Annotated in this window: 14 protein-coding genes and 1 pseudogene; 5 read left to right on the top strand and 10 right to left on the bottom strand. The window is 51.7% G+C overall.

Annotation, left to right across the window (positions count from 1 at the left end; translation table 11 throughout):
- Nucleotides 1-133 precede the first annotated feature (133 nt).
- The 3 genes from KI367_RS20720 to KI367_RS20710 all read left to right on the top strand — a co-directional run bounded on the left by KI367_RS20720 (nucleotide 134) and on the right by KI367_RS20710 (nucleotide 5508).
- Nucleotides 134-2275, top strand: a complete 2142-nt coding sequence (locus KI367_RS20720) for an alpha-amylase family glycosyl hydrolase (RefSeq protein WP_212952045.1) — start codon at nucleotides 134-136, stop codon at nucleotides 2273-2275.
- Between the two features lie 613 nt (nucleotides 2276-2888).
- Nucleotides 2889-4124: a hypothetical protein gene (locus KI367_RS20715; protein WP_246537152.1), complete on the top strand. Its 1236-nt coding sequence runs from the start codon at nucleotides 2889-2891 to the stop codon at nucleotides 4122-4124.
- Nucleotides 4125-4281: 157 nt separating this feature from the next.
- On the top strand, nucleotides 4282-5508 hold the full coding sequence (locus KI367_RS20710) for an MFS transporter (RefSeq protein ID WP_212952043.1): 1227 nt from the start codon (nucleotides 4282-4284) through the stop codon (nucleotides 5506-5508).
- A 124-nt stretch (nucleotides 5509-5632) separates the two neighbouring features.
- Here KI367_RS20710 and KI367_RS20705 read toward each other — a convergent pair whose 3' ends face one another.
- Complete coding sequence (locus KI367_RS20705) at nucleotides 5633-5995, bottom strand: winged helix-turn-helix transcriptional regulator (protein WP_036710159.1); 363 nt, start codon at nucleotides 5993-5995, stop codon at nucleotides 5633-5635.
- A 179-nt stretch (nucleotides 5996-6174) separates the two neighbouring features.
- On the opposite strand from KI367_RS20705, the gene KI367_RS20700 reads away from it, so the two are divergent.
- Nucleotides 6175-6798 carry a TetR/AcrR family transcriptional regulator gene (locus KI367_RS20700; protein WP_036710156.1) on the top strand — a complete coding sequence of 208 codons (624 nt, stop codon included), beginning with the start codon at nucleotides 6175-6177 and terminating at the stop codon, nucleotides 6796-6798.
- A 173-nt stretch (nucleotides 6799-6971) separates the two neighbouring features.
- Here KI367_RS20700 and KI367_RS20695 read toward each other — a convergent pair.
- From KI367_RS20695 to KI367_RS20680, 4 genes and pseudogenes are all read right to left on the bottom strand, one after another.
- Nucleotides 6972-7229: pseudogene (locus KI367_RS20695) on the bottom strand (GNAT family N-acetyltransferase); the annotation flags it as partial.
- A 28-nt stretch (nucleotides 7230-7257) separates the two neighbouring features.
- Nucleotides 7258-7782, bottom strand: a complete 525-nt coding sequence (locus KI367_RS20690; RefSeq protein ID WP_036710153.1) for a hypothetical protein — start codon at nucleotides 7780-7782, stop codon at nucleotides 7258-7260.
- Between the two features lie 54 nt (nucleotides 7783-7836).
- A complete protein-coding gene (locus tag KI367_RS20685; RefSeq protein ID WP_212952042.1) occupies nucleotides 7837-8421 on the bottom strand; it encodes a histidine phosphatase family protein in 585 nt (194 codons plus the stop codon).
- Nucleotides 8422-8505: 84 nt separating this feature from the next.
- Nucleotides 8506-9027 carry a ribonuclease FAU-1 family protein gene (locus KI367_RS20680; protein ID WP_212952041.1) on the bottom strand — a complete coding sequence of 174 codons (522 nt, stop codon included), beginning with the start codon at nucleotides 9025-9027 and terminating at the stop codon, nucleotides 8506-8508.
- A gap of 154 nt (nucleotides 9028-9181) precedes the next feature.
- On the opposite strand from KI367_RS20680, the gene KI367_RS20675 reads away from it, so the two are divergent.
- Entirely contained in the window at nucleotides 9182-9508 is a 327-nt protein-coding gene (locus tag KI367_RS20675) for a DUF4406 domain-containing protein (RefSeq protein WP_036710212.1), read from the top strand.
- Nucleotides 9509-9619: 111 nt separating this feature from the next.
- On the opposite strand, the gene KI367_RS20670 is transcribed toward KI367_RS20675, so the two are convergent.
- The 5 genes from KI367_RS20670 to KI367_RS20650 form a co-directional block, all read right to left on the bottom strand.
- Nucleotides 9620-10759: a beta-ketoacyl-ACP synthase III gene (locus tag KI367_RS20670; protein ID WP_212952040.1), complete on the bottom strand. Its 1140-nt coding sequence runs from the start codon at nucleotides 10757-10759 to the stop codon at nucleotides 9620-9622.
- A gap of 175 nt (nucleotides 10760-10934) precedes the next feature.
- On the bottom strand, nucleotides 10935-11510 hold the full coding sequence (locus KI367_RS20665) for a PadR family transcriptional regulator (protein WP_212952039.1): 576 nt from the start codon (nucleotides 11508-11510) through the stop codon (nucleotides 10935-10937).
- A 154-nt stretch (nucleotides 11511-11664) separates the two neighbouring features.
- Entirely contained in the window at nucleotides 11665-13059 is a 1395-nt protein-coding gene (locus KI367_RS20660) for an MDR family MFS transporter (RefSeq protein ID WP_212952038.1), read from the bottom strand.
- A gap of 41 nt (nucleotides 13060-13100) precedes the next feature.
- Nucleotides 13101-13454, bottom strand: coding sequence for a VOC family protein (locus tag KI367_RS20655; protein ID WP_036710139.1), 354 nt, complete (start codon nucleotides 13452-13454; stop codon nucleotides 13101-13103).
- 301 nt (nucleotides 13455-13755) lie between these two features.
- Complete coding sequence (locus KI367_RS20650; protein WP_036710134.1) at nucleotides 13756-14463, bottom strand: DNA alkylation repair protein; 708 nt, start codon at nucleotides 14461-14463, stop codon at nucleotides 13756-13758.
- Nucleotides 14464-14634: the final 171 nt, after the last annotated feature.

The raw sequence follows: 14634 nt of genomic DNA, 5'->3' as shown, positions 1-14634 counted from the left end.
GACCGCACACCCGGTATGGAACAACCCCGGTATCTCGATGGAGAAGCCGGGGTTTTTTGTCGCCCTTTTTTAGGAGGTGATCCGGCGACAGCGGACAAGCCTGGAATTCAAATAATTACATAGGAGGTATAACATGAAGAAATTTCTGAAAATGACTGCCGCGTTTTCCCTGGGATTATCCCTGGCGTTCGGGCTTTTCAGCCCCGCCCAGGCCGCGCCGGATACCTCGGTATCCAACAAGCAAAATTTCAGCACCGACGTCATCTATCAAATTTTCACCGACAGGTTTTCGGACGGCAATCCCGCCAACAATCCGACCGGCGCGGCGTTTGACGGAACCTGCACGAACCTCCGGCTGTATTGCGGCGGCGACTGGCAGGGCATCATCAACAAAATCAACGACGGTTACCTGACCGGGATGGGCGTTACCGCCATCTGGATCTCCCAGCCGGTCGAAAACATCTACAGCATCATCAATTATTCCGGCGTCAACAACACGGCCTATCACGGCTACTGGGCCCGGGACTTCAAGAAGACGAATCCGGCCTACGGCACGATTGCGGACTTCCAGAACCTGATCGCCGCCGCGCATGCCAAAAACATCAAAGTCATTATCGACTTCGCCCCGAACCATACGTCGCCCGCCTCGTCCGACCAGCCTTCCTTTGCGGAAAACGGCCGGCTGTATGATAACGGCACGCTGCTCGGGGGATATACGAACGATACGCAGAACCTGTTCCACCATAACGGCGGCACGGACTTTTCCACGACCGAAAACGGCATCTACAAAAACCTGTACGATCTCGCCGATCTGAACCATAACAACAGCACCGTGGACGTCTACTTGAAGGACGCGATCAAAATGTGGCTGGATCTCGGCATCGACGGCATCCGCATGGATGCGGTGAAGCATATGCCGTTCGGCTGGCAGAAGAGCTTTATGGCTGCCGTCAACAACTATAAGCCGGTCTTTACCTTCGGCGAATGGTTCCTGGGCGTAAACGAAGTAAGCCCGGAAAACCATAAGTTTGCCAACGAATCCGGCATGAGCCTGCTTGATTTCCGTTTTGCCCAAAAGGTGCGGCAGGTGTTCCGGGACAACACCGACAATATGTACGGACTGAAGGCGATGCTGGAGGGCTCCGCAGCCGATTACGCCCAGGTGGATGATCAGGTGACGTTCATCGACAACCATGACATGGAGCGTTTCCACGCAAGCAATGCAAACCGCCGGAAGCTGGAGCAAGCGCTGGCGTTCACGCTGACCTCGCGCGGCGTCCCCGCCATTTATTACGGCACCGAGCAGTACATGTCGGGCGGGACCGATCCGGACAACCGGGCGCGGATCCCTTCCTTCTCCACGTCGACGACCGCCTATCAAGTCATTCAAAAGCTGGCGCCGCTGCGCAAGTCCAACCCGGCCATCGCCTACGGATCGACGCAGGAGCGCTGGATCAACAACGACGTGCTCATTTATGAGCGCAAATTCGGCAGCAACGTTGCCGTCGTTGCCGTCAACCGCAATTTGAACGCGCCGGCTTCCATTTCGGGACTTGTCACTTCCCTGCCGCAAGGCAGCTACAATGACGTCCTTGGCGGCCTTCTGAACGGCAACACGTTAACGGTAGGCTCCGGCGGAGCCGCCTCCAATTTCACGCTTGCGGCCGGCGGCACGGCGGTGTGGCAGTACACCGCGGCAACGGCGACGCCGACCATCGGGCATGTCGGGCCGATGATGGCCAAGCCGGGCGTGACGATCACGATCGACGGCCGCGGCTTCGGCTCTAGCAAAGGCACCGTCTACTTCGGCACGACGGCGGTGAGCGGCGCCAACATCACGTCTTGGGAAGACACGCAGATCAAAGTGAAAATTCCGGCCGTCGCAGGCGGCATCTACAACATTAAAGTCGCAAACGCCGCCGGAACGGCAAGCAACGTGTACGACAACTTCGAGGTATTGTCCGGAGACCAGGTCAGCGTCCGCTTCGTGGTCAACAACGCGACGACGGCCCTTGGGCAAAATGTGTATCTGACGGGCAATGTCAGCGAGCTGGGGAACTGGGACCCGGCAAAAGCGATCGGGCCGATGTACAACCAGGTCGTTTACCAATATCCGAACTGGTATTATGACGTCAGCGTTCCGGCCGGCAAAACGATCGAGTTCAAGTTTTTGAAAAAACAAGGCTCCACCGTCACGTGGGAAGGCGGCAGCAACCACACCTTCACCGCGCCGTCCAGCGGCACCGCGACCATTAACGTGAATTGGCAGCCATAAGGCGTGAGGGATAGGCAGCTGCATTCATTGGAAAAGGCGACTATATGACGTCCGTTCCGTGAGCAACCGCTCATCGCTCCGTTCAAACCGCCACAGGCTGATCTTCAGCCAAAAAAAGAGGGGACCTTTCCCCTCTTTTTTTATTTCCGTTGACCTAACGGTATTCCCAAAAATTACATTCCCCCATAAGCTCCCTCCCCTCTAATAGCAATAACAAGAGCGTAAACCCAACCAGGTGATCCATAGCGTGCGGTCGCCTTTAATCCCGGTATCAAAATGTATCCTACCTTACAAAAATGATCGGATCATACAAAATAGTGCGTACTACTCAAGCGTAATAGAACCTGATAACCTACATACAGAACGATCGATCCAGATTCCAACGAACGGCACGGTCGTTTAAAAAAAATGGTGTGCGGGGTGCGAGAATATGCAAGAATATCAACTGACTTTGAAAGATAAGCGGATCGTATGGGGGAAGGCGATCGACCTTGAGCCTCTCATTGGCAAATATCCTGGCGACTCGATTAGACAGGGCATGAACGAAGCTTTGGATTGGAATTTGCCTGCCGGCATATATCGGGCAAAAGAGATCGTGATGGAGCTGGACAAAATGCTTGAGGCGATGCTGGTTCAGCTTGGCGAACCGGTGAACGGCGATCCGATGGTGCTCTTGGACAGCCTTCAGGCCAATTTGCAGATTTCGGGACGCGTATCCTCCCTGCCTCTGGGGCCATTGGCTCTTGAGGATCGAGCCGGAGCCGAAATTACGTCTCAGGCGGCGCGAATCGGCGAGCAATTGGTAAGCTGGGCCCGTGAATACAATCCCGAAAAGAAGACGCTGGCCAAGTACGGGCCGGAAAAGTTAGGAAAGCTGGAATTTCGAAGCCACTGCTATGGTCATGCCCTGATCCCCCAGGCAACCGCTCAGGTTTGGGGACCCTTCGGCGGCCCAAGGATCATGCAGATTTATAATGAATACCTGCACCAATTTGTTTTGCTGCGGGATGCCCTGCTTCCGTTTGCCAATTGGGAACAAGTTCCGTTTGAAGTTAAAGAATATGCGGAGTTCAAAGGACTGCGCTTTCTGGAACCAGCCCGGGAGGTCTTCCTAACTCAATTGCTCGGGAAAAAGTTGACGCACAAATCGATTGTCCATTATGCGCAAAGCGTACTCGGCTCGGGTTTGGCCACCGTCGGTTACGGCTTTCAATACCGTCTGGGAACCGTATTGCCGGCTGGCTTGGGGGAATCTGCCGGGACGGCGGCGCGGTACCTTCTCAAGTGGCATCCGGTACAAACGATACCGGCAGAAGGAACGCATGATTTGGCCAGTGTTTCCTTCGATTATGAATATGGCGATTATTATGCCGCGCCGCGTACCGAGGCTGGAAAAGGTACGCCGGTAAGCGAAGATACGCTTCCAGTTTCCCAAGAACAAGACGATCAACCCGCCATTGCCCGGCTGCTGCCCAATACGGGTGCCGATCGAACGACGCTGCGTTTCAGCTTCGAAATGGACGACCGCGAGTTTACGGTAGATCTCGGCCAGCTTTTTAGAGGACATCGCTTTTTATATCGGCCGCAGGAAAGCGACAATGCCGGTGCTGTGAAGCGAACCTCCATCAGCTTGCACCGCGCGATGAACATTCTCTCGCATTCCGGACTCGTGACGAATGCCGATGGAATACATTTTATTCCGTCCGGCGGAAATGAACTGATTGTCTGGGCTTTGCTGGGAAAGCTGTATCCCGAAAATGTGGTTTTATTGGACCGTGGGGATCAGGATAAACTGGAGGCCGCTTACGTTTCCGGCAAAGGGTTCGGAACGCAATTTTTAGTCCTGTAAGTCCATTAGGCTTCACGTACGAAATATTTGACGGCCAGGCCTTAGGAAGATGACTGTTGACGTCCATATTCGGCAGCAGCAGACCTACATCAATCTATTTCGAAATATACAAGAAGAAATTCAGTCATCCGGATCAGGAGCAGGAAGGAGACTTACCGTGACTAAGCAGCAAAAATTGTTGACTTTCAATTTATTTTTATTGACCTTCGTACTGGGAACCAGTGAATTTGTGATGGTCGGATTATTAACCGAAGTGGCCGAGGACATGACGATCGCCATCTCGGCCGCAGGCTCCCTGGTATCGGCTTTTGCTTTGTCTTTTGCCATAGGTACGCCGATCTTCACGGCATTATTCAGCCGGTTCTCCAAGCGCCCGCTCATCCTTGCTTTGATCGGCGTATTTATCGCCGGGAACATGATAACGGCTATTTCGAGATCGTACGGATTGCTTCTGGCGTCCAGAGTGATCACGGCCGTGGTTACGGGCGTCTTGATTGGACTCGCGATGGCGGTGGCCAGCGAAACGATGCCTCCAGAAAAAAGAGGGTCGGTGATCTCCATCATCTTTACGGGCTTTACGGTGGCAAGCGTTCTCGGCGTCCCCCTCGGCACTTCCATCGGGCAATGGGGCGGATGGCATTTGTCCTATTGGTTTGCCACGTTATTGGGAATCGTGTCTCTGTTGGCAAGTTATGCAACCATTCCTAAGGGTCTAAAAGGCGCTCGGAGTTCACTCAAAAAACAACTCAGATTATTCGCCTATCCTAGAATTGTGCTTGCTTTCTTTATCCCTGCGTTAAGCATTGGAGCAACTTATAGCGTTTATACCTATTTAGCCCCATTGCTTCAGGATGTGCTGTTGGTTCCGGCACAGTATATCAGCCTCGTCTTTTTGCTGTATGGCGTCGTGTCCATCTTCAGCACGTTAATTGGCGGAAAGCTGGCGGCCCGTCATGGGACGGGAAAAATACGCTTCGTATTCCTGGCTCAAGCCGTCATTCTCGCGTCGCTTTTTGTCTCATCCGGCTCACTTGTCGGGGGACTGATCAGCATCTCATGCATGGCTCTCGTCGTTTACCTCATGAACTCAACGATGCAGTTGTACTTCATTGATTGGGCCGGTCGGCATGTTCCGGAAGCCAGGGATTTGGCTTCGTCCTTGACCTCCGTCTCCATCAATGTTGGCATTGCGATGGGATCGGCTTTGGGCGGATTTGTCACGACGAATATGAAGCTCATTGATCTGTCCTGGTCCGGGGGAATCGTTGCCGTCTTGGCAGCCGTGCTGGCTTTTATCAACGATCGTTTGGAGCGGGGAGACCGCAGGGCAAGTGCATTTAAAGAGGAAACCGAGCTAAGCGGCCAATACGGAGAAAGCATGTGATATAGGAACATCAGGTTTAGAGGTACCCTTCTTGGGTACCTCTTCAACTTCCAGTACCTTCAGCTAATCAAAATCAGGTATGATGAACAGGTAACGGACAACTAAGCCGCGTTGAATTCATTTCTTAGGCATGCTTTTGATTGGTGCGCGATACTTCATCGGGGTAGCTTTCGATATAAGTGGTGCCAAAATCGCACAAAACCAAGAGCATGGGAGCCAGTTGTTTGCCCAACTCGGACAAATCGTATTCCACTTTCGGCGGTGACACCGGATACACCTTGCGGCTAATGAGTCCGTCGCTTTCAAGCATTCTTAGCTGCATCGTAAGCATGCGTTGCGTCGCGTCGGGAAGCAGCCGCCGCAGCTCATTATACCGGATCGGCCCCTTTGCCAGTTCGTTTAAAATAGCTATTTTCCACTTGCCGCTGACTAAGCTGAGGACGATTTCGGAGGTGCAGCGATAGGTTTTATCTCTAAACGTTATCATCTGTCAACACATCCCTTTCTTTAAATGAAGAAAGACCATTTGTGAATTGCTTCAGTTTTTGCAACATCCTCGCTTATGACGAATTCTGAATCGATCATTCCATATATTAATTTCAACCTCGCTCCCTTGTCAAGGACTTATGGATCGATTAATATATAAAAAATAAAGGAGGTCTTCTTATGCCCCGAACGGGACGCCCACGCGCATTTAACCGTGACGAGGCGGTCGCCGCCGCGATGGTACTTTTTTGGGAACACGGCTATGAATCCACTTCACTTGCCCAGCTGCGCGCTGCGATGGGAAATATATCGGCGGCGAGTTTTTACGCGGCATTCGATTCCAAGGAATCGTTGTTCCGCGAAGCGGTGGATAAATATCTCTCTACTTACGGACAAGTGTCGGAATGTTTCAGGGATACGAGCTTGACATCGAGAGCAGCCATGGAGCAGGGTTTGCGGCAATCGGCGCGGATGCAGACGGAGCACTCCCATCCTTTGGGTTGTCTGTTGATTTTGTCCGCGGTAAACTGTTCTCCCGGGCACCATCACATTCAGGAGATTCTGGCCAAAGAACGGGAAAAGGTTCACGGTTGGCTGAAAGATTGCATCGAACGGGCCGTTGTCAACGGGGAGCTGCCCGAATCAACGGATATCCCCATGCTGGTGACGTTATTTGAAACATTTCTTCGAGGAATTTCCTTGCAAGCCCGGGACGGTGTCCCATACGAAACCATTGACGCTGCCATCACTCAACTGATGAGCGTATGGGATGCGCTATCCGCCAAGCGGCACCGCAACGATTAACGTAAATTGGCAGCCATAAGGCGTGAGGGAGCGATCGTCGGTTACATCCGCTGGAAGAGAGCGTCTTACCCGCGTAGCGGGAATCCGCCTAACCGCTGGATTATCTGCAACAGAAAAAGATGGGACCCTCCCCTCTTTTTCTGCCGTACATGCATGAAAGATTTTCGAACAGATCAGGTTTCGATCCAAAACCGTTTCACGATATTCCCGTCTGCTTCCGTAAAACTTGCGTCCGGCATCCCGCCGTTTTTCAAAATCGTTTTTTCCGAAGCCGCATTCCAGTCGTCGCATGCGATAATCGCTTTCGTAATGCCGAATTCCTTAGCTTTTTCCAGCGCTAAAGAAAACAATAGGGAGGCATAACCTGCTCCCCCTATCACTTGAGTTTTTCGCCGTTGTATTCGTGCTTGAGAATGCCCATTTGAATTAAATCATGCCAATTTAAAAGCAGCCATTCATTTATTTCAAAAGCTCCAGCAGTTCCAGTACCTCGGGCGCAAGGTCGGAATTGACGCGCATGATATCCTCAAACAAGGGTCTCGCCTGCTTCAACAAGAAATCGCTGTAATAGTAATAGCTGAAAAACGCCTCGGGGTCGTACCCGGTCGGTTCTCCTCTCTCCCATTCCAGTTCGTCTTCCTCCTCGTCCTCAGGCCAAAGATATTTCTCGTTCAACAGCTCGTTCATGCTTGTTACCGGATGTTCCAATCCCAAATCCTGATCGGATAGCGCGGAAGCGACATTCAAACACACCCTGATTTCACCCGAAGCGGCCTCCTTCGGACCCCGCAGCTCAAGACCGCGCAGCAGTTCAAGCAGCACCCATGGCGTAACTTGCCATAACGTGCCTTGATGTTCGGCCAGCTCGGCCAAGGATTCAAATTGTCCCGTCTCGATCAGCCGCGGAATGTCCGTCCCTCTCCCGTAGGGGGTCGTTAACCGCTGCCAAGGAATGTTTGGGTGGAGTTGCTCAGAAGCTTCCAAGACGATTTCTCCTTTCGCGATTCACGCTCGTTTTTGCCTTCGAATACTTGTTTTTCAAACATTCGCGGATTCAGCCCATAATCTTTTTACCTCTATCAGTTCCTGATCGTCAAATTGCATCCGGTACACATCCGGCTTCGATAATTGGAGCAAAAACTCCAAACCGAACCGGCTGTCGTAATGCCCCATCATCAGCGTCATCACGGCGCCGTGGGTGCCAATGGCTATCTTTTGTCCGCGGTAAACTTCCAAAATTTCCTGAAGAACGCCGATCGCCCGCTTCTGGCAAGCCGCGTTGGATTCCCCTCCCGGCAACGCATAATGCGGATCCGCAAACGACCGGTCCAGCAAAGGATACAGCTCCCGATCGGAAATCCGGTGCTCTCCGGCGTCAAATTTCCGTTCTTTAAGATTCTCGTATAAAATGATCTCCTTCCCGGCTTGGTCGGCTAACTCCTGAATGGTCATCACCGAGCGGGCGTACGGACTTGAAACAAATACGCCGATGCCTTCCTCCCGCAAAAGCTCGGTGACCCGGCGGGCGTCTAACCGCCCTTTTTCCGTGAGCCCTCGCGTGCTCTCCGTTCCGTCTGTTTTGGGCGATTCCCCATGCCTTACCATGTATATGTACGTATGCACGGTTGCTCCTCCTTCATTTTGGAATGCGAAGCCATTCGGACAGCTGCGATACCGCTGCAAATGACGGGAACGGCATGATAGGATTCAGCCATCAATTTCTCCTCCTAGCCGTTCGGTTTCCTTTTTGGCATCTTCGAGGATGGCATCCTTCTGGCCGATTAATGCATGGAGCGCCTCATGCACAAAACCGTTTTCGAATTGATGCAGCGGCTCCGGCAGTTCGTCTTCGTCCAAAACGAAATGCTCCCCGTTCGGAAGGACCAGCAGATCGATGATCAAATCTTCAAAGGATACGGCCTCATCGGTAACGGTCGTGTTCCTTACCAGATTAAAATACGAGCCGAGATAGTTCCCTTGGCCGTCTCTCCAAAAATACAGGTTATAAGGCCGATCGATCCAATAATAAGCAAAGGTATACGTTCCTTCCGGTATCGTGAGTTCGCTTGCGCCGGCCGGCATCGTAAACGGCTTGTCTACCTGGTGCAGCAGCACGATCTTCGGGAGCTCCATCTTCAAAAGTGTGCAGTCATGATAGGCAACGGTTGCATCATAGCGGATTTTTCGCTCGATGACCGGTTGCCCCTTGTGCAGCGATTGCGCGGGCATGTTGGAAAACCTCCCTATGAAAACGATTTTCAAAGCATTCCTTCTTGATGATGATTATTGTAACAAAGGCGGAGATCAATTTCTAATGTGGTAATATAGATATGGACAGCTTAGCGGAAACTAACGCAGCCAATCATTGGGAGAGGATCCGAAGATGAAGGTCATTACTTTATGCGGTTCAACCAAATTCAAAAATGAATTCGAGCAGGCCAATGCTTACCTCACGCTGCAGGGAAACATCGTCATGAGCGTTGCTTTTTTTGAACAGAGCGAAGGTTATCCATTAACGGAGGAACAAGCCGAACTGCTGGGAACGATCCATCTGAAAAAAATCGATCTTTCCGACGAAATCTTCGTGATTGACGCGGGCGGATACATCGGCAGCAGCACGCAAAAAGAAATAGAGTACGCCCGAAAGAATGGAAAAACGGTCCGCTTCTATACCGAGGAAGGGATCCCTCCCCAATTTGCGGTAACATAAATAGCGCCCGAACAAACATAAGGCTCACGCTGCAGAACGCAGAATGAGCCTTACGTTTATGTTTGAATGCTTGATCTGTAGACGGCCGCCCGTCAAACCTGTACGCGCCCGTTAGGCTTCCGGGGAAGGCCCCACGACGGTCAGCATGAAAAACGAGGTCTGGAACCTTCCGCTTTCGGGAACGATGCACATCAACCGCTGCCCTTCGGCAAGATGCCCTTCGTTCAACAGCTCCTCCAGCATGATATAAATCGAAGCCGCGCCCGTATTCCCTTTCGTGTACAAATTCGTAAACCATTTTTCCTCCGGAATGTTCACGCCGCCAAGCTCAAACATCCGGAACAGTTCATCCTTGAAAAAATGCGATGAATAATGGCAAAGCATCCAATCGATGTCCTTCGGATCGAATCGCCCCTCCTCCATCAGCTCCAGGAAACGGAAGACGCCTACTTTGACGATTTCATTAACCAGCCGGACGTCTTGCCGCAAATTAAGCGCTCCGCGGTCCGCCGCTTCATGAATCGAAGGGTAATCATGCCAGGACGACAGTCCGTCTTCTTTATTCATGCCCGAATACATGCAGACTTCGTATTGATTCGCAAAGGACCTGTTATCCATCCAATCGATGCGCAGCGATAAGCCCGTACGGTTCGGGGCGTTCTGCAAGACGGCCGCCCCTGCTCCATCCGATATCATAAACCGCAAAAAATCGGTATCGAACGGAACTCGGCTGTTGGTGTAGATCCCCTGCGCTTCAAACTTCGTATGCTTAAACTCCCGGCTGTAAAACTCGCTTCCGCAAGAGACGGCGGCGTCATGCTCGCCCGATTTGATATGTACGTATGCATTTTTAAGCGCTTGGGTTCCGCTTACGCATAAGCCGGAATGCGAGGCAATTTCCATCGCGGGCAAGCCGGTTTCTCCGTGCACCATGCTTGCAAACCCGGGCAAAAGCAAATCGGGTCTGGTCGTCCCGGCCGCCAGAAACCCGATCTCCCGTTCCGTTACGTTCGTATTCCGTTCCAGCGCGTCGCGAATCGCCAAAGCAGCCATTTCGGCATTCGAATATAAACTTTTTTGCTCTTTATCCATCGCATAATACCGGTATTTGATTTGATTTTTCTCCAGAATGATCCGTTTGGTTTTGGAAGGTTTGCCCCCGATTTTGCCGATATAATCCTCGATTTCATCATTGCTTACCGGAGATCCCGGCAGGAATTTGCCAACGCTTGTAATATAAACCTGATTCATAGAACACCTCTCAAATTCTAGTATATACCATTATTATCATAGATGTTCTATTAATTGTAAAGTATTGGAATTGGTCCTTGAAACTCCCATTCACGCCGAAGGGCCGCGAACTCCACTTTAAACGCGATCCTGAACGTTCACGACGACATTTCCGAAAAAGGATCGCCGATATAAACTAATCCCGCTCAAGCCCTTGTCCATCCGTCCGATGGCTGTGGATTAACTGCATAGCCCATTGTTCGTCAAATTGCAGCTTTTCCAACCGATGCCGGAAAAAAAGCTGAATGTACTGCTGTTCCCCTTGGGGAATCCGCTCGTCTTGGCTCGCATACTCCAACCGCTCTTCCTCATGGCGAATTTCGTACCGCAGGTAGTCCTTGTATTGGTGCAAAATCAAAAACTGCAATTCCTTGCTGATCAATCCGAAGTTTTTCAGTTTCGTATAAAAATGCAGCTCGTAATCCGGCGAATATGGAATCGGTTCTTCCATTAACCGAAAAAAACGTATTCTGCCTTCGTCCGTAAGTTTATAGGTTTTGATCTTTTTTCCTCTTCCTTGTCGGGCGCCCTCCGGTTGTTCATCGGGAACCTGCTCGATCAGCCCGTCCGCCACCATGCCGTGGATCAGCGGATATATAGCCCCCCAGCTCACCTTTCGCGTAGGACCGACAATTCCGTTCAAAATCTGATGCAGCAAATAGCCGTGCATCGGGTTATTCATCAATTCGCCGAGTATGAACAATTCGTACAAAACGAATGGCCTCCCTTGTAAGTTCTACTGCTTTTAAGCAATCAACAGTATAACATACGGCTGCCTGAAAAAACAGAAAAGCCGCGGCGACCGCGGCTGTCCCGGGCCGCATCCGTTTGCGGCCGGTTCATGCCAACTCCCGTTCGCCCATCTGTCAAGCCGAATGCTGCTGCGCCATCCCCTGGCGGTGTTTCGGCAGGAACAGCACGGTGAGAAGATTTGCAATCGCAATGCCCGACATGACGATAAAAATGGCATGCATACCCGCAACCAACTCCGATTTTGAGCCGATGGCGTTGACATGCTGGTTGTAAATCGTGCCGAATACCGCAATGCCGATCGTTTGCCCGAGCGCACGCATCAGCATGCTGGAAGCGTTGGCGACGCCGCGCTGCTCCCAGCCGACGACCGATTGCACGACAACGGTGGAGGGCGTCGCGACAAAACCCATGCCGAACCCGACTAGAACGAGGATGCCTATCCAAAATACGTAAGGCGAGTCCAACTGAAGCGCAATCAGCCAGATGGAGCCGGCCATGACCAGCAAAGAGCCAAACACGATCGATGCCTTCGCTCCGACCCGGTACATAAGCCTGCCGGCGACGTTGGAAGCCAGCGGCCAGGCCAGCGACATCGGCATGGCGATCAGGCCCGAGCCCGTGGCGGAGTTGCCGAGCACCGACTGAATCCAGATCGGCGCGTAAACCGTAAGCCCCGTCGTGATGCTGAACGTCAGGAAACCGCTGATGTTGGTGATGTTCAATACGCGGATGCGGAAAATCGACAACGGGATCATCGGCTCTTCAGCCCGTTTTTCAATCCAGAGAAATAGCATGAAAAATACGGCCGATGCCGGAAGCAGCCCCATGATCACCGGGGAATCCCACGAATGCTCTGACCCGCCGCTCAGCAGCGCATAGAGGAGCGCAGAGAAGGCAACGGTAAACATAAGCGCGCCGAGGTAATCGATTTTTTTCGCCTGGCGTTCAACCGGTTGATGCAAAAATGCGACGACCAGCAGCAGGGCGATGAGGCCGATCGGTACGTTGATGTAGAAAATCCATCGCCACGACACCTGATCGACGAAATAACCTCCGATAAGCGGGCCAAGCAGGCCTGCGACGGACCAAACGGACGAGAAGACGCCCATCATCTTGCCGCGCTGCTTTCCGGTGAACAAATCGCCGATGATCGTAAAGCATACCGGGGCGAGCGCCCCGGCTCCGAATCCTTGCAAAGCCCGGAACCCTATGAGCTCCGTCATCGACTGTGCCATCCCGCATAATACGGAACCGAGCACGAACAATCCGATGCCGGCCGCAAACACGGCTTTGCGCCCGAATAAATCGGCGAGCTTGCCGAAAATGGGCGTCGCCACGCAAGTGGTCAACGTATACACCGCAAACACCCAACTGAACAGCGTTTCGCCATGCAAATCCTTGATCATATGAGGGGTCGCTGTGGCAACAACGGTCGCGTCCAACGCGCCGATAAACATGGCCGCCAGCAGTCCGGCGACGACGATGTTGACATTGGTTTTCGAGGCCATGCGAAAGATGCCTCCTTATGTTCAAGTTTTCTCCCTTCGGCTTAACGATTGCAAACCAAGTAGAGGGTATTCCCTTCCGGATCGCTGAAGTGCACGACTTGGGCCGCTTGGCCTTCTACGGCATCATGGAATTCAACGCCGCGGGATTTCAGGGTTTGGATGGCTGACTCCATGTCGTCCACCTCAAACCCAATGGACATGCTGCCCGATTTAACCGGCCCGGAACCATGATCTCCGGCCAGGTGCAACAGTCCGATCGTTAATCCCGGCGCTGCGACTTGGGCAAAATGCCCATCGCCTTCATGCTGCAGCTCCAGTCCCAGAGTATCGACGTAAAATTGCACCGCCTTTTTCATATCCGCTGCCATCACCGTCACGTTTCCGCTTTTCAACATAATAAATTTCCTCCTTATTCGTTTGATCGGTTTTATTATATCAAAATAATATAATAAATAAATATATTTTTTAGATATATATGATGGAAATTTTAGGATGTTTGTTCAAAAACAAACGGCTCCCGTAAGTTCCCCTTGCCATTCGCATTGGAAACCGAGCCTTGGGAACTTCCTTGCAGGCAAATAAAAAAGAGAACGCAATTAGGCGCTCTCTCGCATATTCCATATTTTTAACGAAACGTATTTCAATTGGCGTGTTTCCTGCGATCCATCCAATAGCATAAACACTTCGCTTGGATGTTTAACATCTCACATATTTGCGCTTAAAACCAAGCTGTCCTCTTTCCAGCGCCTTGTGGATGCTTTCCGAAGCGAGCAGGATGCTGCTTTTTTTCGAATCGCGTTTCATTTCCACCGGCCCTACTGCCTTTGCGGTTTCGACCGCCCGTTCATGAAGAGGAAGATAGGATACCCCGACCGTATACAAGAAATTATTCATGGAAGATTTCGTTCGTTCAGGCGAATCGTGAATCGTCTTTTTCACCCTCTCCAGCATGCCGGCCATTTTGCTTTCGGCAAACTGGGCGTCCGGCCGGCTTCCCAAAAGCCAGCAATAGCAGCTCCAGCCCGCCGACATTTTTAATTCCTCGCCGCTTTCGATCCATTGATCCGCGACTTCTTGCGCAATATCCGTTTCGGCTAAGGTCACCGCGACGACGTAATCGGAAAGCATATAAAAATAAGCTCCCTCCATCCAGCGCTCAAAATCCGCCGCGGTCATCGCTTTCGGATCCGCAATGATGCCGGCAAAATACATGGCGTCGTAGTTTCCTGTGGCGTATAGCTGCTCGGCCAAAGGCTGATTGATTTTGATCTTTTTGGCCATCGGTTTCATGGCACCCGTCGCTACGCCAAAAAGCGGTTCCCGCGCTCCATTGGACATATACTGTTTTTTAAGCCGCTCCTTGCCGAGAGCTTCCAGCTCCTGCATGACCGATTCAAAGTTCATCGTTGGCACCGCCTTTTTTTCGTTTAAGATCACGCTTTTTTATCTGAGTGTTTTGCATAATTCCGTTTCAGAGAAGAAGCGATAGCATATTCACTGTCGTTAAGGGGTAATTTTCGAAAATGGTATTATATGGATGAAGAAAAGGGCAGACTTGCAGAATTTTAGAACAGA

Source organism: Paenibacillus cookii, assembly GCF_018333375.1.
Taxonomy (GTDB): domain Bacteria; phylum Bacillota; class Bacilli; order Paenibacillales; family Paenibacillaceae; genus Paenibacillus_AQ; species Paenibacillus_AQ cookii.
The sequence above is the reverse complement of the archived record's forward strand: the minus strand, read 5'-3'. Positions and strand labels throughout refer to the sequence as shown.

Excerpts from the sequence above, each read along its gene's own strand:
- KI367_RS20720 (WP_212952045.1), top strand. The coding sequence starts at position 134 with ATGAAGAAATTTCTGAAAATGACTGCCGCGTTTTCCCTGGGATTATCC.
- KI367_RS20715 (WP_246537152.1), top strand. The coding sequence starts at position 2,889 with ATGCTTGAGGCGATGCTGGTTCAGCTTGGCGAACCGGTGAACGGCGAT.
- KI367_RS20705 (WP_036710159.1), bottom strand. The coding sequence starts at position 5,995 with ATGATAACGTTTAGAGATAAAACCTATCGCTGCACCTCCGAAATCGTC.
- KI367_RS20700 (WP_036710156.1), top strand. The coding sequence starts at position 6,175 with ATGCCCCGAACGGGACGCCCACGCGCATTTAACCGTGACGAGGCGGTC.
- KI367_RS20680 (WP_212952041.1), bottom strand. The coding sequence starts at position 9,027 with ATGCCCGCGCAATCGCTGCACAAGGGGCAACCGGTCATCGAGCGAAAA.
- KI367_RS20675 (WP_036710212.1), top strand. The coding sequence starts at position 9,182 with ATGAAGGTCATTACTTTATGCGGTTCAACCAAATTCAAAAATGAATTC.
- KI367_RS20670 (WP_212952040.1), bottom strand. The coding sequence starts at position 10,759 with ATGAATCAGGTTTATATTACAAGCGTTGGCAAATTCCTGCCGGGATCT.
- KI367_RS20660 (WP_212952038.1), bottom strand. The coding sequence starts at position 13,059 with ATGGCCTCGAAAACCAATGTCAACATCGTCGTCGCCGGACTGCTGGCG.
- KI367_RS20655 (WP_036710139.1), bottom strand. The coding sequence starts at position 13,454 with ATGTTGAAAAGCGGAAACGTGACGGTGATGGCAGCGGATATGAAAAAG.
- KI367_RS20650 (WP_036710134.1), bottom strand. The coding sequence starts at position 14,463 with ATGAACTTTGAATCGGTCATGCAGGAGCTGGAAGCTCTCGGCAAGGAG.